This window comes from Streptomyces mayteni, assembly GCF_054783955.1.
Genome location: NZ_BAAGPR010000094.1, coordinates 1 through 16,847, shown reverse-complemented (window position 1 = coordinate 16,847; position 16,847 = coordinate 1). Strand labels below are relative to the sequence as shown.

Annotated in this window: 16 protein-coding genes; 12 read left to right on the top strand and 4 right to left on the bottom strand. The window is 70.8% G+C overall.

Annotated features, from left to right (window positions below; all coding sequences use genetic code 11):
* The first annotated feature begins 2 nt into the window (after window positions 1-2).
* The 7 genes from ACYVPE_RS30395 to ACYVPE_RS30365 all read left to right on the top strand — a co-directional run bounded on the left by ACYVPE_RS30395 (window position 3) and on the right by ACYVPE_RS30365 (window position 9,141).
* On the top strand, window positions 3-353 hold the full coding sequence (locus ACYVPE_RS30395; protein WP_461036967.1) for a hypothetical protein: 351 nt from the start codon (window positions 3-5) through the stop codon (window positions 351-353).
* Window positions 354-479: 126 nt separating this feature from the next.
* Window positions 480-1,259: an RHS repeat-associated core domain-containing protein gene (locus tag ACYVPE_RS30390; protein ID WP_461036966.1), complete on the top strand. Its 780-nt coding sequence runs from the start codon at window positions 480-482 to the stop codon at window positions 1,257-1,259.
* A 26-nt stretch (window positions 1,260-1,285) separates the two neighbouring features.
* Complete coding sequence (locus tag ACYVPE_RS30385; protein ID WP_461036965.1) at window positions 1,286-1,798, top strand: hypothetical protein; 513 nt, start codon at window positions 1,286-1,288, stop codon at window positions 1,796-1,798.
* A gap of 116 nt (window positions 1,799-1,914) precedes the next feature.
* Entirely contained in the window at window positions 1,915-2,658 is a 744-nt protein-coding gene (locus ACYVPE_RS30380; RefSeq protein WP_461036964.1) for a DUF6585 family protein, read from the top strand.
* 108 nt (window positions 2,659-2,766) lie between these two features.
* Window positions 2,767-7,326, top strand: coding sequence for a DUF6531 domain-containing protein (locus ACYVPE_RS30375; protein WP_461036963.1), 4,560 nt, complete (start codon window positions 2,767-2,769; stop codon window positions 7,324-7,326).
* A 10-nt stretch (window positions 7,327-7,336) separates the two neighbouring features.
* The gene (locus tag ACYVPE_RS30370) at window positions 7,337-7,888 is read left to right on the top strand and encodes a hypothetical protein (protein WP_461036962.1); all 552 of its coding nucleotides are present in this window, start codon (window positions 7,337-7,339) and stop codon (window positions 7,886-7,888) included.
* 461 nt (window positions 7,889-8,349) lie between these two features.
* The gene (locus ACYVPE_RS30365) at window positions 8,350-9,141 is read left to right on the top strand and encodes a class I SAM-dependent methyltransferase (RefSeq protein ID WP_461036961.1); all 792 of its coding nucleotides are present in this window, start codon (window positions 8,350-8,352) and stop codon (window positions 9,139-9,141) included.
* 137 nt (window positions 9,142-9,278) lie between these two features.
* Here the strand turns inward: ACYVPE_RS30365 and ACYVPE_RS30360 are convergent, their stop codons facing one another.
* Complete coding sequence (locus ACYVPE_RS30360) at window positions 9,279-9,461, bottom strand: hypothetical protein (protein ID WP_461036960.1); 183 nt, start codon at window positions 9,459-9,461, stop codon at window positions 9,279-9,281.
* Between the two features lie 38 nt (window positions 9,462-9,499).
* Here ACYVPE_RS30360 and ACYVPE_RS30355 point away from each other — a divergent pair, with 38 nt between their 5' ends.
* On the top strand, window positions 9,500-10,480 hold the full coding sequence (locus ACYVPE_RS30355) for an RNA polymerase subunit sigma-70 (protein WP_461036959.1): 981 nt from the start codon (window positions 9,500-9,502) through the stop codon (window positions 10,478-10,480).
* A 5-nt stretch (window positions 10,481-10,485) separates the two neighbouring features.
* On the top strand, window positions 10,486-10,737 hold the full coding sequence (locus ACYVPE_RS30350) for a hypothetical protein (RefSeq protein ID WP_461036958.1): 252 nt from the start codon (window positions 10,486-10,488) through the stop codon (window positions 10,735-10,737).
* Between the two features lie 141 nt (window positions 10,738-10,878).
* On the opposite strand, the gene ACYVPE_RS30345 is transcribed toward ACYVPE_RS30350, so the two are convergent.
* Window positions 10,879-11,433, bottom strand: a complete 555-nt coding sequence (locus tag ACYVPE_RS30345; protein WP_461036957.1) for a hypothetical protein — start codon at window positions 11,431-11,433, stop codon at window positions 10,879-10,881.
* A gap of 71 nt (window positions 11,434-11,504) precedes the next feature.
* Here ACYVPE_RS30345 and hemC point away from each other — a divergent pair, with 71 nt between their 5' ends.
* Window positions 11,505-12,437 (top strand): hydroxymethylbilane synthase, encoded by a 933-nt coding sequence (gene hemC / locus ACYVPE_RS30340; RefSeq protein ID WP_461036956.1) that lies wholly within the window; start codon window positions 11,505-11,507, stop codon window positions 12,435-12,437.
* A gap of 54 nt (window positions 12,438-12,491) precedes the next feature.
* Here the strand turns inward: hemC and ACYVPE_RS30335 are convergent, their stop codons facing one another.
* Entirely contained in the window at window positions 12,492-12,947 is a 456-nt protein-coding gene (locus ACYVPE_RS30335; RefSeq protein ID WP_461036955.1) for a nitroreductase family deazaflavin-dependent oxidoreductase, read from the bottom strand.
* A gap of 129 nt (window positions 12,948-13,076) precedes the next feature.
* Between ACYVPE_RS30335 and ACYVPE_RS30330 the strand changes: the two genes are divergently transcribed.
* Complete coding sequence (locus ACYVPE_RS30330; protein ID WP_461036954.1) at window positions 13,077-13,814, top strand: TetR/AcrR family transcriptional regulator; 738 nt, start codon at window positions 13,077-13,079, stop codon at window positions 13,812-13,814.
* Window positions 13,815-13,860: 46 nt separating this feature from the next.
* Here the strand turns inward: ACYVPE_RS30330 and ACYVPE_RS30325 are convergent, their stop codons facing one another.
* Window positions 13,861-15,294 (bottom strand): endo-1,4-beta-xylanase, encoded by a 1,434-nt coding sequence (locus ACYVPE_RS30325; RefSeq protein WP_461036953.1) that lies wholly within the window; start codon window positions 15,292-15,294, stop codon window positions 13,861-13,863.
* A gap of 155 nt (window positions 15,295-15,449) precedes the next feature.
* On the opposite strand from ACYVPE_RS30325, the gene ACYVPE_RS30320 reads away from it, so the two are divergent.
* On the top strand, window positions 15,450-16,463 hold the full coding sequence (locus ACYVPE_RS30320) for a LacI family DNA-binding transcriptional regulator (RefSeq protein ID WP_461036952.1): 1,014 nt from the start codon (window positions 15,450-15,452) through the stop codon (window positions 16,461-16,463).
* The last annotated feature ends 384 nt before the right edge of the window (window positions 16,464-16,847 follow it).

The following is a 16,847-nucleotide window of genomic DNA, read 5'->3' as shown; positions in this document are numbered from 1 at the left end:
CAATGCCCCCGAACATTCCGGCCCACATGTCCGAGTGGAACGGCGCCGCCGAAGTCGCGGGATCCATCGACATGGCCGCACTGCGGGCCGACTCCCGCGCACTGGTCGATCTCGTGCTCACGGACGACGACGTGTTCTTCGACACGCTCTCCGAAGGGGTACAGACCAGCATCGTCTCGCCGCTGGAGATGTTGGAGACGGCGCTCAAGGAGCCGTCGGACGACGCCGAAGTGGTGGCCGCCGCCCGCATCGTCCGCAATTCCGTCGACTTCTTCTCCGGCACCGACGAAGCGGCGCCGATCGAGATCACGTCACTGACCTCTCGTTTTCCGGAGCCCCCTACTCCGGCCTGATCGAGCCAGGCGCGTTGGTCGCTCCGCAGCGAGCGACCAACGCCCACGTCGGCTACCTGCGCGGCGCGACACGCGGCCCCGAAGACCGCCCTGCGGGAGACTCGTCGTCAGATCGCGTCGAGTTCCATGCCGATCAGCAAGTGTCGTCTCGCCGGCGACGGGTCGGTCGCCGCGCGCACCGACTTCGCCTGGCACGACCACACCGTCGTCGAGCAGACCGAGTCGGGCACGGCCGACCCGACCACGCTGACCTGGGAGTTCCGGGGCGAGCAGCCGGTCGCCCAGATCGAGAGCGCGTCACAGCGGGAGATCGACGGCCGCTTCTACGCCATCGTCACCGATCTGGTGGGCGCGCCGACCCACCTCCTCGACGAGGAGGGGCAGGCGGTCTGGCGCTCGCGGACGACGCTGTGGGGTGCCGGGACCGCGCCGGAGGCCGGCGCCGACGTCGTGGGGACTCCGCTGCGCTTCCCCGGCCAGTACGCCGATCCCGAAACGGGCTGGAACTACAACGTCCATCGTCACTACGACCCGGACACCGCGCGGTACACCGCTCCCGACCCGCTCGGTCTCGATCCCGGGCCGAACCACTACGCCTATGTGCACAACCCGCACACCTGGTCGGACCCGCTGGGCCTGGCGGCGCACAAGCCCCGCGCGCAGCATCTCCAGCGGGACCCGAACGCGACAGGCGATCACACCGTTTTCGAGCGGGACGCCAATGGGCGCGTGACTCGCTACCAGACGTGGATCGAGGAACCGCGCGCCCCTTCGGGTTGGCGTAACGGTCCGCGCTTCCGAGGCGAGGGCAAGCCGCACGCCGGAATCGAACCGCCCATCTACTATCCGACGGGAGGCGGTAGGGGAGTTCCGGCGACCGGGGAGAATCTCCCGCTGGGATATTGAGGCCGCGGAAGCGAGAAGGGCACCCCATGGAAGAACCCCCGAACCCGTTGGAGCTGTTGCGCGCGGCTCATCCGGACATCGCGGCGGAGTCACCCGCCGAGTGGTTGGCGGAAACCGGCGGCGTGCTGGAGGCCATCCCCTACCACTGGCTGTACTGGCCCGAGGTGCTGGAGGTTCGGGGCGCGGTCTTCGTCGATCTCCCGGGTGGTGGACGGCGGGAGATCGACGAACGCCTCGTGCGAGTGATCGACGGAGGGGGCCCGGGGCGACCGCTCGAAGCATGGGAGCGGCTGGTTGACAGCTTCAACTACTTCGAGATCGGCCCCCTCTTCTCGCTGTGGCGAGGCCCTCAGGACACCAGCGAGGAGGCACAGCTCGCTCTGGCGTCCCTGCTGATCGCTCCCTGGGAGGCGCGGCTGCGCGGCGACTTCCCAGGGCGGACGTTCGACGTGCGTATCGCGCCACCGGAGCCGGAGCTCGAGGTGTGTGTCGAGGTGAGACAGACGACGCCGCGGCTCGTCCCCCCGGCAGGGTGGTGATGGGCCGGGCGAGGGACGGAGCCGACCTGCACCCGCCGGTGACGGGCTGTCAGTAGCCGGGTGTATCGTCTCGCGGCATCATCGACCACCGACGAGACCAAGGACCGACGAACCTCGTGACGACCCAGCACGTATCCCCGGCCCACGAAGCCATACCGGAGCCGGTCGCATCCCTGGCGGCCGCACAGCGGCTCGGGGCGCACCGCACCACGCACCTGCCGCAACGCGCCAGCGGCGCGATGATCGTGTTCATGTTCATCGGGGTGGTGCTGGGCCTCGCGCTGCTCGTGGTGCCGGGCGTGCTCCTGCTCCGGCGCATGCTGACCTACCTGCCCAACTTCTCCCGCAAGCAGGCGGCGAAGCGGTTGCACGTCTTCGAGCACGGCCTGATCGTCGCCGGCCTCGAAGGGCCCGTCGAAGCGCTCCGCTACGACTCGATCGGGGTGCTGCAGGACCTCATGGACCTCCGGGTGAACGGCACCCGGGCCGCGTCCATCCGCCAGTACAACGTGCTCAGGCCGGACGGTTCCGTCCTGCACCTCAAGCAGTTCTACGCCCACCCCGAGCGCTGGGGCCCGGAACTCCAGCGGGACGTCACGGCGGTGCAACTGCCGCTGGCCCAGGCGGCGTTGCGCGAGGGGCGGCCGGTGGCCTTCGGGGACCTCACCCTGGCGCCGGCCGGCATCACCGTCCCGAAGGGCACCGCGCCGTGGCACGACGTCCAGCGCGTCGGTGTGGAGAACGGCGTCCTGGTGGTCCACCGCGCCGGCGCGTCGGGCGCCTGGTGGCGGAAGCCGGTCGCGAAGGTGCCGAATGTCTTCATGCTGATGGAACTGGTAGAGCAGCTACGTCGTCCATGAGATCGAGGTCTGTCGATCACTTGTGACGGCACCCTTGTGGCACTTCCGTTGCCCTGGCGTTCACCATGCCGGCGAGCAGCTCGTCGTTTGATCAGTACGGGGGGAACCATGGTGCGTCCGGCTGACTGGTCGCCGGTCGACATGGATTCGGATCCGACGCCGGGGAATCCGGACGAGGTGCGCGAACTCGCCGACGAGTTGCAGACGTTCGCTGATGACGTGGGCGAGGCATTGGGGCAGGTCCGGGGGATGTCCGAGGACCGGGCCGTCCTCGACTGGGCCGGCCTCTCCGCCGAGGCGTTCCGTTCCGAGTTCGACGGCGTCCCGCCCAACCTGCAGAAGCTCCAGACCTCCTACGACCTGGCGGCCCAGGCGCTGTCGACCTACTGGCCGAAGCTGGAGAACGCGCAGGGCATGGCCGACCGCGCCCTGGATCGCGCCATCGCGGCCCAGGCGGATCTGTCGTCGGCGCAGTCGGCGCTCACCGACGCGCAGGACTGGGTGTCCCGGGCGGGTGACGAGGCCGACCGGCTTGAGCGTGAGGGTGAACGCGACGACGTCGAGCCGCCGTCGGAGGCCGACGTCCGGGCTGCCACGCGGGATGCGACCGCGGCTGGCCAGGCGCAGACGGACGCGCAGGGCCGGGTCGACGACGCCGAGGAGGCGCTGTCCGCCGCGCGGGAGTTGGCCCGGCAGGCGAAGGAGATGCGGGAGGACGCCGCCCGAGCCTGTGCGTCCGGCATCGACGAGGCGTCGGACGCCGGTATCCAGAACCGGCGTTGGTGGGAGGACGCGATCCACTGGGTGTCCGAGAACTGGGACACCATCGTCGAGATCTGCAAGGTCGTCGTCGCGGTACTCGGCATCGTCGTCATGATCATCGGCGGCCCCCTCGCCTGGGTCGTCCTCGCTGCCGCCCTCGTCGTCCTCGCCGACACCCTCGTCAAGTACGCCAACGGCGAAGCCTCGTTGTGGGATGTCGCGTTCGCGGCGTTGGACTGCATCCCGGGCATGAAGGGCCTCACCACCCTCGGCGGCCTCGCCCGTGGCCTGCGCGGCGGCCTGTCCGCCGCCCGCACCGGAATGACCGGCATCCGGCAGGGCGTCGCCGGTCTGGGGCGGAGCCTTCGCCAGCAGGGCATCCCGATGAACGGCCGCACCGCCTGTGGTGACCCGGTGGACATGGCCACGGGTGAGTTGTTGCTGTCCGCGACGGATGTCGAACTCCCCGGCGTACTCCCCCTGGTGATCGAGCGGCATCACATCTCGACGTATCACGACGGTGGTTGGTTCGGCGCCTCCTGGGCCTCCACCCTCGACCAGCGCCTGGTCCTTGACGAGTACGGCGCACGGTTCTTCTCCACCGACGGCATGGCCCTGCTGTACCCCCGGCCCGTACCCGGTGACACGGTCCTGCCGGTGGAGGGCCCGCGCTGGGGCCTGGCCTGGGACGGACAGCCCGGCTCCCCGATCACCATCCACCAGCGGGAGACCGGCCACACCCTCCACTTCGTCCAGGTACCCGGCCGACCGGGCAACGTGCTGCCCCTGACGGCGATCACCGACCGCAACGGCAACCGGATCCGGGTGGAGTACGACCCGGCCAACGGTGCGCCGACCGACGTCATCCACGACGGCGGCTACCACCTCGGCATCACCACCGCGAACGGGCGGATCAGCGAACTGCGCCTGCTGAACGACCCGGACCAGCCCGTCCTGCTGCGCTACGGCTACGACCAGGCCGGGCTGCTCTCCGAGATCTACAACTCCTCAGGGCAGCCACTGAGGTTCGCCTACGACGCCCACCTCCGGCTGACCCGCTGGGAGGACCGCAACGGCTACTGGTACTCCTACGAGTACGACGACCAGGGCCGCTGCGTCTTCACCACCGGCACCGACCGCGCCCTGGAGTACCGCTACGACTACGAGCCGCTGGCCAACCGCACCACCGCCACCGACTCCCTCGGTCACGGCACCGTCTACCAGTTCAACGACAGCTACCAACTGATCGCCCAGACCGATCCACTCGGCCACACCACCGCCCGCGACTGGGACCGCTACGACCGCACCCTCACCGTCACCGACCCGCTCGGCCGCACCACCCACTACGAGCACGACGAACACGGCCAGGTCACCGCCATCACTCGCCCTGACGGCGGCGTCGTCCGGGCCGAGTACAACGAGTTCGGGCTTCCGGTCGAGGTCGTCCAGGCCGATGGATCGGTGTGGCGGCAGGCGTACGACGCGGCGGGCAACCGCATCGCACTCCTCGACCCCGCCGGCAACCGCACCCGCTACGCGTACGACGAACGCGGCGGCCTCGCCGCCGTCACCGACGCCGAGGGGCACACAGCCCGGGTCAGGTGCGATCCCGCGGGACTCCCCTTCGCCGTCACCGACCCACACGGCGAGGTCACGCGCCAGGTCCGGGACGCCTTCGGCCGTCCCGTCGAGATCGTCAACCCCCTCGGAGCCACCACGCGCATCGAATGGTCGGCCGACGGGCAACCGCTGCGACAGCTCAACGCGTTGGGCGACACCCGGACCTGGGAGTGGGACGCGGAGGGCAATCTCGTCGCGCAGACGGATGCCAACGGCGGCACCAGGCGATTCGAGTACGGGGCGTTCGACCTGCCGGTCGCGCAGATCGGACCGGACGGCGCGCGCTACGAGCTCACCCGTGACACCGAGTTGCGCATCGTCCGCGTCACCGGACCGCACGGTCTCTCCTGGGACTACACCTTCGACGCCGCGGGTCGGCTGGCGGCCGAGTCGGACTTCGACGACCGCACCGTCACCTACGCCTACGACGCGGCCAGTCAACTGACGGCGCGCACCAACGCGTTGGGGGACACCGTCGCCTACACCCGCGATCTGCTCGGCCACATCACCGGCAAGCACGGCGGAGAAGGCGACACGGTCTACAGCTACGACGCGGCAGGCCGGCTGACGAGAGCCGGCAACGCCGAGGCGGAACTCGTCATCGAGCGCGACGCCCTGGGTCTCATCCGCGCGGAGACGGTCAACGGCAGGAGGACCGACCACACCTCCGACAGGTTGGGCCGCCCGCTCACCCGCACCACCCCATCGGGGCACGTCACCAGGTGGCGCTACGACGCGGTGGGCCGGGTAGCGGAGATGGACGCGGCCGGCCACGTGTTCGCGTTCGAGGTGGACGCCACCGGGCGGGAGACGCGCCGCAACATCGACGGCGGCCTGGAGCTGGCCAGCGCCTGGGACGCCGTCGGCAGGCTGACAGCGCGGGCCCTGACGCTCGGTTCGGAACAGATCGAGCAACGCTCCTACGCCTACCGCCCGGACAACCATCTCGTCGCCGTCCAGGATCGGCGGCGTGGCACCACGCGGTTCGAGCTGGACGGCACGGGCCGGATCACGACGGTCACCGGTGATGCCTGGACCGAGTCCTACGCCTACGACGCGGCCGGCAACCAAACGGCCGCGCACTGGCCGGATCCGCTCTCGGCGGCGCGGGAACACGCCCCGGGCCACGACGCGACCGGCGACCGCGCCTACGCGGGAACCAGGATCACCCGTGCGGGGCGCACGCGTTACGAGCACGACGCGGCCGGGCGGGTCATCCTTCGGCAGAAGGCGCGGCTGTCGAAGAAGCCCGACTCATGGCGCTACGAGTGGGACTCCGAGGATCGCCTCACCTCCGTGGTCACTCCGGACGGCACGCGCTGGCGCTACCGCTACGACCCCCTGGGCCGCCGCATCGCCAAGGAACGCCTGGCCGGCGACGGGACCGTCGCCGATCGGACCGAGTTCGCCTGGTCGGGCACCACCCTCGTCGAGCAGACCAGCACCGGGGATACCGAACGCGCGTCCACGGTCACCTGGGACTACCGGGGCCTGGCTCCGATCGCCCAGACCGAACGCGGGGCACCGGCCACCCGAACTCCGCAGAGCGAGGTCGACCAGCGCTTCTACGCGATCGTGACCGATCTCGTCGGCTCGCCCACCGAGTTGGTCGACGAGACCGGCGGCGTCGTCTGGCGGAATCGGGCGAGCGTCTGGGGCGGCTCCGTGGGAGGACCGGACGGAGACGTGTCCGTTCCGCTGCGCTTCCCTGGCCAGTACGCGGACGAGGAGACCGGCTGGCACTACAACCACCACCGGCACTACGACCCGGGGATCGCGCGGTACACCAGCCCGGACCCCCTCGGGCTCGCGCCCGCGCCGAACCATTACGGCTACGTGCACAACCCCCACGTGTGGGTGGATCCCCTCGGGCTTGCGGCGCACCTGTTCGAGAACCAGTTGCCGGGCAACCTGGCGGGAGAGCTGCGGCTGGCGGACGGGTTGGGCGTCACGCCACTGCGACCCGGCTCCGCGGCCTTCGACGAGGCGATCAACTCGGACGCGGTCAAGTGGGCGGTGACCGAGAGCGGTGACCTGGTCGTCATCCCGAAGTACGCCCAGGGGCAGGAGATCTCGCATTCCGTCCTGACCCGCGGGAATCCGGTGCGGGCGGCGGGCGAGGCCAACCTCGCGGGCGACTCGTCCCTGGGGTACTTCGGACTGGAGATCAGCAACCACAGCGGTCACTTCATGCCGGACAACGACAGCCTGCAGGTCGGCCTGGACGCGTTCTCCGAAGCGGGGATCGCCTTCCCGGAGTCGGGGGTCTCCTTCTTCCGTGGCTAGCATGGGGCGCATGCCCACGTTCGAGGAGTTGGCGGCCAGCGGCACACGGGAGTTGGCCGAGACCCTGGCCGCACGGAGGCCGGCCGTCTCCGAGCTGACGCCCGGCGAATGGCTGGGCATCGTGCAGCTGTTCACCCAGCGGCTGACGGACGAGGCCGAGGCCGAGGACCTGTCGGGGGTTCCCTGGGGGAGCCGCACGACCGCGTTCGCGCACGTACTGGACTCCGCCGTCGCCTCGGGCGCCATCACGCACCGCGAGAGCGTCGTTCGCCGGCTGAACGCGTCGAGCGCGCTGCTGCGTCGCTTCCCGCCGGACGAGGACGTCGACCTCCTCGACCCGGGGCACCTGGTCGACCTGCTGCTCGGGGAGCTTCCCCTCTCGGTGGCGGAGGCGCGGGAGTTGTCGTACCAGTGGCCCCAGCGTGAGATCGAGGTGATCCGGCTGCTTCGCAGGGCCAAGCTGCTGCTCTCGCCGGTCGTCGCGCTCATGAAGGTGCTGCCCGAGGAGTATCGGGACGACCGCCTCGCGGAGTGGGAGGCCGTGTTTCCCTCCCTGCCGTGACCCCGTGGTCGCCGGTCGGATCGCGGTGCGTTCCATACCGAAGTAGCCGTTCGAGCCGCCGTGCCGGCCCCGGAGTCCAATCTCAGACACCAGCCGCAAAGTAGCGAGATGATCATCCGTTCACTGACGTGGCAGCCTGCTCGTCGTGTTCGCGCAGCGTACGCAATGCGGGCGGATTCGTGGCCTTCGAGGGTGCGGTCGCGGATGTACTCGCGTTCCATGCCGGACCCCGGCTTCGGCGAGGGAGTCAAGCTGTGCGTCGAGGGACTGCCGCGGTCGAGGCCCGGGCGTACCCGAGGCGGACGTGCCCGACGGGCTCTGCGCCGGTGCAGGCCGGGCGGGGCAGTTCGGTCCATGCCGGCAAGGACTCCGGGGTAGAGGAGATCGACCCGTCCGACGACGCTGCGCAGCAGTTGGCCGCAGCCAGGAACCGAACTGCTGCAGCACACGTCTCCCGCACCATGACCTCCAGCGAGCGCGAAGAGCACGTGATGACCGTCCGGCTGGCCTCGCCATCCGCGGTGGGTGTCGATCCGCCGAAGGTCAACGACTACAACAGCTTCGCCAAGGCGTACACGGCCGTGAACGAAACCAACCTGGTCAATGCCTACTACGAGCGTCCCGCGATGCTGGCCCTCGCCGGAGACGTGGCCGGTCGGCGGATCCTCGACGCCGGCTGCGGATCGGGGCTCCTGTTTGCCGCGCTGCGCGACCGTGGCGCCATTGTGAGTGGCTTCGACTCGAGCGCCGGGATGCTGGAGCTGGCCCGGCAGCGGCTCGGCGACGGTGCGGACCTGCGGGTGACGGACCTGGGCGGCGGCCCGCTTCCTTACCCTGATGACACGTTCGACGATGTAGTCGCGTCCCTGGTGCTGCACTACCTGGAGGACTGGGGGCCTGCTCTGGCCGAGCTGCGACGCGTACTCAAGCCCGGCGGTCGGCTGATCGCTTCCGTCGACCATCCCTTTGCCGTCAACCTCATACACCGCGAGGTCGGCCGCGAGGCCGAATGCGACTACTTCGACACCACCAAGTGGACCGTGGAGTGGACCATAGGCAGCCAGACCGCCTTGGTGAGTCGCTGGCACAGGCCGCTGCACGCGACGATCGAGGCGTTCACCGGGGCCGGTTTCCGGATCACGGTCATCAGCGAGCCGGATCCTGATCCCGCCGCCCACGAACTGTTTCCCGAGACCATCGCGGCTATGCCGCGCTTCCTGTCCTTCCTGTTCTTCGTCCTGCAGGCCGAGTAGCAACCGGAACGACCAGTCCCCGCAGAGCGGTCAGCTGTCCTCGTTCGTCGGCCGCTTCCCGGCAGGCCAGGCGCCGCGCAGTGGTGGTGATGGCGAACTCGTGCCCGGCCGGCGCGAAGCGGGCCACCGCGTCGACCTCACGCACCACGGTCCCCGACTTTGGCGTGGTCGCGTGCGGTGTAGGCGGGCATCAGGTCGAGGCGCTTGTTCATGTCCAGGCGGAAGGTGCCGTAAGGGTTGACGTCGGACCAGAACAGCGCGGTCAGGCCGCGCCGGTGCGACCGACCCTGGTGATGAGTTTTCGCGACCGCACCCGTCACATGTATGACCGGACAGGGTGAGACGGAAGGATGCCGTGATGAGCGGGCTGGGTACGCGCGGTCTGGGCGAGGCCGACGAGTCGGGGTTTTCGGGGCTGGCCGAGCGGCACCGGCGGGAGCTGCACGTGCACTGCTACCGGATGCTCGGGTCGTTCGAAGACGCCGAGGACACCGTGCAGGAGACGTTCCTACGTGCCTGGCGGCGGCGGGAGACCTTCCAGGGGCGGTCGACGTTCCGGGCCTGGCTATACCGGATCGCCACCAACGCCTGCCTGGACCTGCTCGCCAAGCGACGCCCCGAGCCCGCGACCGGCGGCGAGGCGCTGTGGCTGCAGCCCTACCCGGACCGGCTGCTCGACGAATTGCCCGCGGGCGACGCGGACGAGCCGGAGACCGTCGCCGTCGCGCGAGAGACGATCGAGCTGGCCTACCTGGTCGCGGTCCAGCACCTCGCGCCGCGCCCGCGGGCCGTGCTGATCCTGCGGGACGTGCTCGGCTGGCCGGCCAAGGACGTCGCGGAACTCCTCGGCGACTCCGTCAACTCCGTGAACAGCGCGCTGCAGCGCGCCCGGGCCGGGATGCGCGAACACCTGCCCGCCGAGCGGCAGGACTGGACCGGCGGAGAGGAGGACGCCACCATGCGCGAGCTGGTGCGCCGTTACACAGAGGCCAGCGTGGCCACGGACGTCAAGGCGCTCGCCTCGATGCTGCGGGACGACGTCCGCTTCTCGATGCCGCCCACGCCCGGCCTGTACGTCGGCCGCGACGCAGTGGTGAACTTCTGGATCGAGAGCGGCTTCGAGGGCATGACCGGCCTGCGCGCCGTCCCCACCTCCGTGAACCGGCAGCCCGCCCTCGCCTTCTACCTCTGGCAGCGGTCCGAGGGCGCGTACCTGCCGCTGACGATCGACGTCCTGCGCGTCACCAGCGGGACGATCACCGAGATCACCACGTTCCACGACGACCAGTTCCCGCGGCTCGGACTGCCGGAGCGCCTGCCGGCCGACGGCACCGAGTAAACCCGGTGCGAACGCTCGCGCTGCGCGCCGGCGCACGCATCGCCGTGATCGAGGAGGAATGGCACGACGTGTTCTGCGTCGTCACCCGTGGCCGGGTGCAGCTGGAGCTACGTGACGGCGAGCCGGGGCCGGTCCTCGGACACGACGCCGCGTTCTGGCTCCGCGGCACCGGCGTCCGCGCCCTGCACAACCCCGACCGTCGCACGGCCAGGGTGCGCATCTTCACTCCGCCCGGAAGCCAGGCCCCTACCGAATGACGAGAGGAACGACTCGAACAGCATGAAGGAAACCGCCGTCGTAACCGACCCGGGCGCCGACCGCACCAGCCACCCCCACCGACTCCGCCGCCTCGCCCGGGTTACGGCCGGGCTCGTCCGGCCGTTGGCCGGACCACGTCCTCAGAAGCTGTCGTAGGGCCAGCCGTCCGTGGTGTGGACGATGAAGTCCGGGCGGGTGCGGGCGACTCGCTCGCGCAGGCGGCGCAGTAACCGGGTGGGGCTGGGCGGCGTGATGCCCAGGGCCGCGGCGGCGGCGCGCTGGTGGGCGGGGTCGAACTCGGGCAGGTCCTCGTGGAAGTCCAGCTCCAGCTTCTTGAGCAGATCGGTCTCGGGGCGGGCGAGTTCGGCCGGCGAGAGGTGCAGGCACTCCATCCAGAAGGGGATGCCGGCCATCAACTCCAGTGCCTCGCGCAGGCTGTCGGCGATCAGGCCGCCCTGGCCCTCGGAGTTGGTGTAGATCACGGGCCGGGTGCCGCCCCGGTCGCCGATCAGGAAGTAGGTGCCGCCGGATCCGCAGCCCGCGACGGGCTCGAGGACGGCGTCGGAGGACAGGTGCAGGCGTTCCACGGGCTCCCGCCGGGTCACATCGAAGTCGCAGGGCCACTCGAAGTAGCGCAGCAACGCTTCGTCGCTCGCGATGCGGGCCAGCAGGGCGAAGTCATCTACCTCAGCCATGAGGGCTACGTATCCGTTCTGGCGTTCGGTCTGGCAGGTGTACCCCGTGCCGGAAGGCTATCGTGTCCCGCATGGCCGTTGAGCTCATCCGGATCGTTTCCCGGTCCTCCCCGATGGCACTCGCACAGGTCGAGCGGGTTCGCGCCGAACTGGCCGCGCGGAACCCGGAGATCCGCACCGAGGTGGTGCCCGTCACGACCTCGGGCGACCGGTGGCAGGGGGACCTCGCCAAGCTGGGCGGGAAGGGCGCGTTCACCAAGGAGGTGGACGCGGCGCTGCTGGCCGGCGAGGCCGACCTGGCCGTGCACTGCGTCAAGGACGTGCCCGCCGACCGGCCGCTGCCGGCCGGCACGGTGTTCGCCGCCTACCTCACGCGGGACGACATCAGGGACGCGCTCGTCGACCCGGCGGGTCGCACCCTCGACCAGCTGCCGCCGGGCACCAGGATCGGCACGTCCTCGGTCCGCCGAGTGGCGCAACTCACGGCCGTCTACCCGGAGTTGGTGACGGTGCCGATGCGCGGGAACGCCAACCGCCGGCTGGAGAAGCTGGCCGCGGGCGAGGCGGACGCGCTGCTGCTGGCCGTCTCGGGCCTGGAGCGGATCGGCATGGCGGACCGGATCAGCCAGGTGCTCGGCGTGGACGAGATGTGCCCGCCGATAGGGGCCGGGGTGCTGGCGTTGCAGTGCCGGGAGGGGGACACCGAGGTCATCGAGGCGGTGTCCGGGCTCGGCGACCCCGCGACCTGGCGGGAGATGACGGCCGAGCGGATGTTCCTGCACGTGCTCCAGGGCCACTGCAACAGCCCGATCGCCGGCTACGCCAAGGCGGAGCGCGACGGCCGACTGAGCCTGTGGGGGCGGGTGTTCACGCCCGACGGCAAGACCGTGCTGGACGCCCACGAGTGGGCAGGGCCGCTCGATCCCGCGACCCTCGGCACCTCGGTGGCGGTGGCGCTGCTGCGCCAGGGGGCGCGGGAGCTGATCGACACCATCCCGCACTGACCGCACTGAGCGCGGGTCCTCGCACCGGGCCCGAACGGCGCCCGAACGGGGGCCTCACCTGCGGGTGACGCGGAACACCGGGTGGTCGGGGGCGATCCGGCGCAGCTCGGCGTCCGAGGAGTCGGGGCCGACGCCGTCGAAGAACACGCCGACCTCGGCCTTCCAGCGCTTGAGGTAGGCGCGGAGCAGGGCCGGCTTCTCGTCGTCGGGGATCTCCTCCGCGGTGAAGGGCGCCACGTTCCTGCCGAGCCGCAGCTCGCCGCCGCCCGACGCGCGCATGTTGTGGGTCCACTGGACGTGGCCGCGGGGGGCCACCAGGTAGTCGTTGCCGTTGACCGTGAGCAGGTTGACGGGGGTGGTGCGCCACTCGCCGCTGCGGCGGCCGCGGACGGCGAGGACCCGGGAGCCCCAGACGCTGATGCCGCGGTAGGTGAACCAGGCGACCACCCGGTTCAGCACGTTGTTCGTGAACCAGCCGGGCTTTCTGACGTGGGGGGTGGTGGACGACATCGTGGTCTCCCGTCGGTCGATGTGAGCAGTGCTCTCGGTCGAGAGCAATGGTTACATTCGGGCCGGACGATTTCAAGAGCACTGCTCTTGTTTTTGAGCATCGCTTCATCCGGTGGCAGACTGGGCCGCATGAGCACGTTCCAGGGGGCCAGAGAGCGGGCCAGGCGCGAGGTGACGGCCGCGATCAAGGACGAGGCGAGGCGCCGGGTGGCCGCCGAGGGGGCGCCGAGGCTGTCGCTGCGCGCGGTGGCCCGCGAGCTCGGCATGGCCTCGTCGGCGCTCTACCGCTACTTCCCCAGCCGCGACGACCTGTTGACCGCGCTGATCGTCGACGCCTACGACGCGATGGGCGAGGCCGCCGAGGCCGGGCTGACCGCCGCGCCCCGCACGGACCCGGGCGCCCGCTGGGTGCGGGTGTGCCGCGCGGTGCGCGACTGGGGCCTGGCCAACCCGCACGAGTTCGGCCTGGTCCACGGCACCCCGATCCCCGGGTACGCCGCGCCCCGGGACACCGAACAGCCGGGGGTACGCGTGCCGTTGGCGCTGCTCGCGGTGGCCAGGGAGGCCCACGAGGACGGGCTGCTCGGCCCGCCGGCCTGGGGGACGACGCCGGAGCCGGTCACGGTCTCCACGGCGGCGGTCGCCGCCGAGTTCGCGCCCGAACTGCCCGAGCCGGTGGTCGCCGCGCTGCTCGCGGCCTGGGCGCAGCTGATCGGTCTGGTGTCCTTCGAGGTCTTCGGGCAGTACAACGGGGCCATCACCGCCCAGGAGGCGTTCTTCGCGCACGCCGCCCACCGGCTGGCGGTCGAGGTCGGCGTGGGCGATGGCCCGGCGGCGAGCGCGGGCGAGGGCCCGGCGGCGAGCTGAGTCGCGTCACCGCCGGGCCGGCTGCCGGAAGCCCCGTGGGGGGTGCTCAACTGGCCGTACAAACCGCCCCGTTGAGGGAGAGCACCGGCGCGCTGTAGACCGCGCCGCTGTTGGTCTGGAAGCCGAAGCTGAACGAACCGCCGGCGCCCACCGAGCCGTTGTAGGAGGCGTTGCGGGCCGTCACCGCCGTGCCACTCTGGCTGAGCGTGGTGTTCCAGGAGTTGGTGACCGACTCGCCGGACGGCAGGCTGAACGTCACCGCCCAGCCGGTGATCGCCTGGGCCGTGGTCACGCTGACGTTGACCACCGAGCCGGCGTTCCAGCGGCTGGTCACCTGGTAGTTGGCGACGCAGCCGGTCACCGGTGGCTCCCCGGGGTCGCCCGGGTCCCCGGGGTCGCCCGGCTCGCCGCCGAAGGCCGTCAGCATGGCGCTGTAGGCCGGTTTCGGGGCGTAGGCGTTGTCGTAGAGGCAGGCCGCGCCCTGGCCGTCGAAGACGCCGGGGATCCAGGAGTCCGCGTCGCCGAAGCCCCACACCGTGATGCCGCCGCAGTTCGCCACCGCCAGGCAGGTGCCGACGACGGACGCGTACTGCGTCGCCTGGCGGGACAGCTTGGCGCTGTCGGCCGGCAGGGTCATCCGGATGTCCAGCTCGGTGATGTTGACCTCCAGGCCCAGGTTGGCGAAGCGCTGCATGTTCGCCTGGAGGGTGGACGGGATCTGGTCCAGGATGAAGTGCGACTGGAAGCCGACGCAGTCGACGGGCACCCCCTGGCTGAGCAGCGAACTCACCAGGTTGTAGAGGCCGTTGCTCTTCGCGTTGGTGCCCTCGACGTTGTAGTCGTTGATGCACAGCTTGGCGTCCGGGTCGGCGGCCCGCGCGGCGCGGAAGGCGTTGGCGATGTAGCTCTGGCCGATGGTGTTCTGGAACACCGAGCCGCGCAGCGTGCCGTCCTCGTTGAACACCTCGTTGACGACGTCCCAGTACTCGATCGAGTCCCGGTAGTGGGTGACGACGTTGGTGACGTGGTTGGTCATGATCGAGTTGAGCTCGGTGGCGTTGAAGCCGCCGTTCGCCACCCAGCCGGGCAGCTGGCTGTGCCAGACCAGCGTGTGTCCGTAGACCTGCTGGTCGTTGGCCTGGGCGAAGTTCACGAGCCGGTCACCGGGCGCGTAGTTGAACGAATTGCGCGACGGCTCTAGCGTGTCCCACTTCATCACGTTCTCAGCGGTGACGCTGTCGAACTCGGTACGGGCGATGTTGGTGTAGGTGGTGTTGCTCAACTTGCCATCGGCGATGGCGGTGCCGACGAACCTGCCCTGGGCGGCGGCCGCCTCGCGCAGCGTCGCGGCCTGGACCGCCGGGCCGTCCTCGGACAGCGCCTCCTGGATCTGGGCTTCCTGGGCCTGCGCGCTGCCGTACACCGCGCCGCCGGAGAGCAGGAACGCTCCGGTCGCGATCACGACTGCGGCTCTGCGCACCAGGGGATGCATGCGATACCCCTCTCGTTGTCATGCCCCCGCAGGCTGACGCGTCCGTTTCTATGGGCCGCCCTGGAGGGCGTCAAGCCTTCCGGAATAACATTGAAAAACTTCCGGTGGCCGGACGCGCCCGGATGCGACAGAAGAAGGTGCTCATGGCAGCAGAACGCAAGGTGACCATCACGGCCATCGCGAGGGAGGCGGGCGTGTCGGTGCCCACCGTCTCCCGCGTGGTCAACGGCCGCTCCGACGTGGCACCGGAGACGCGGGCCAAGGTCGAGGAGCTGCTGCGGCACTACGGCTACCGGCGCCGCACCCAGCCGCCGGGCGACCGGGCGGCCCTCCTCGACCTCGTCTTCAACGACCTGGACAGCCCGTGGGCCGTGGAGATCATCCGGGGCGTCGAGGAGGTCGCGCACGCCGCAGGCGTCGGCACCGTCGTCTCGGCCATCCACGACCGCGCCGGCGCCGCCAGGCAGTGGATGACCAACCTGCGGGCCCGCGCCTCGGACGGCGTGATCATGGTGACGTCGGTGCTCGAGCCGGTGCTGCACAAGGAGCTCACCAGGCTCGGGGTGCCGATCGTCGTCGTCGACCCGGCGGGTGGCGCGTCGCTCGCGGCGCCGACGGTGGGCGCCACCAACTGGGCGGGCGGCATCGCCGCCACGGAACACCTGTTGGAACTCGGCCACCGGCGGATCGGCTTCATCGCGGGACCGCCGCGGCTGCTGTGCAGCCGGGCCCGACACGACGGCTACCGGGCCGCGTTGGAGGCGGCCGGCGTGCCGGTGGAGGAAGCGCTGACGGTGCCGGGCGACTTCTACCACGAGTCCGGCTTCCACGGCTGCCGCCGGCTGATGGAACTCCCGGAACCGCCCACGGCGGTCTTCGCCTCCAGCGACCAGATGGCGATGGGCGCGATCGAGGCGCTGCGGCAGTTCGGGCTGCGGGTGCCGCAGGACGTGAGCGTCGTCGGCTTCGACGACCTCCCCGAGATGCGGTGGTCGGCTCCGCCGCTGACGACGGTGCGGCAGCCGCTGGCGGAGATGGGGAAGGTGGCGGCGCGGACGGTGCTGCGGCAGGCGAGGGGGGAGGAGATCGACTCGCCGCGGGTGGAGTTGGCGACGGAACTGGTGGTTCGAGCGTCGACGGCGCCGCTGGGGGGTTGACGGGGGTTTGCCCCCACCCTCCCCCAGCTAACGCTGGGAGGTGCCCCCACAAGCCTTTCCCGCTACGCGCGGTGCGCGCGGCCGGCGGCCGGCCCTCGGTGGGCCGGCACGCTGGGCGGTGCAGGCTTTTTCCCCACCCGCCCGCCCTTCCCGCTGCGCGCGACGCGGGCCGGACCTGCGGCCGGTCAAGCGGGGCGCTGGGTCCGGGCCGGCGGACGGCCGACGCTGCGGTCGCCGGCCGGGCCTGCGGCCGGCCAGCCCGGTCTTCCCCCACCCACCCGCCCCTTGGCCGGTGCGCGAGCCATCTGACGGCCTGCCGCGCCGGGCGCGCGAAGCGCAGGGAGCCGGCCGGACCCCGGCCGGCTTCGCCGGCGAGGCAGGGCG

Excerpts from the sequence above, each read along its gene's own strand:
- ACYVPE_RS30375 (WP_461036963.1), top strand. The coding sequence starts at position 2,767 with ATGGTGCGTCCGGCTGACTGGTCGCCGGTCGACATGGATTCGGATCCG.
- ACYVPE_RS30330 (WP_461036954.1), top strand. The coding sequence starts at position 13,077 with ATGAGCACGTTCCAGGGGGCCAGAGAGCGGGCCAGGCGCGAGGTGACG.
- ACYVPE_RS30395 (WP_461036967.1), top strand. The coding sequence starts at position 3 with ATGCCCCCGAACATTCCGGCCCACATGTCCGAGTGGAACGGCGCCGCC.
- ACYVPE_RS30320 (WP_461036952.1), top strand. The coding sequence starts at position 15,450 with ATGGCAGCAGAACGCAAGGTGACCATCACGGCCATCGCGAGGGAGGCG.
- ACYVPE_RS30335 (WP_461036955.1), bottom strand. The coding sequence starts at position 12,947 with ATGTCGTCCACCACCCCCCACGTCAGAAAGCCCGGCTGGTTCACGAAC.
- hemC (WP_461036956.1), top strand. The coding sequence starts at position 11,505 with ATGGCCGTTGAGCTCATCCGGATCGTTTCCCGGTCCTCCCCGATGGCA.
- ACYVPE_RS30385 (WP_461036965.1), top strand. The coding sequence starts at position 1,286 with ATGGAAGAACCCCCGAACCCGTTGGAGCTGTTGCGCGCGGCTCATCCG.
- ACYVPE_RS30355 (WP_461036959.1), top strand. The coding sequence starts at position 9,500 with ATGAGCGGGCTGGGTACGCGCGGTCTGGGCGAGGCCGACGAGTCGGGG.
- ACYVPE_RS30365 (WP_461036961.1), top strand. The coding sequence starts at position 8,350 with ATGACCTCCAGCGAGCGCGAAGAGCACGTGATGACCGTCCGGCTGGCC.
- ACYVPE_RS30370 (WP_461036962.1), top strand. The coding sequence starts at position 7,337 with ATGCCCACGTTCGAGGAGTTGGCGGCCAGCGGCACACGGGAGTTGGCC.
- ACYVPE_RS30390 (WP_461036966.1), top strand. The coding sequence starts at position 480 with ATGCCGATCAGCAAGTGTCGTCTCGCCGGCGACGGGTCGGTCGCCGCG.
- ACYVPE_RS30345 (WP_461036957.1), bottom strand. The coding sequence starts at position 11,433 with ATGGCTGAGGTAGATGACTTCGCCCTGCTGGCCCGCATCGCGAGCGAC.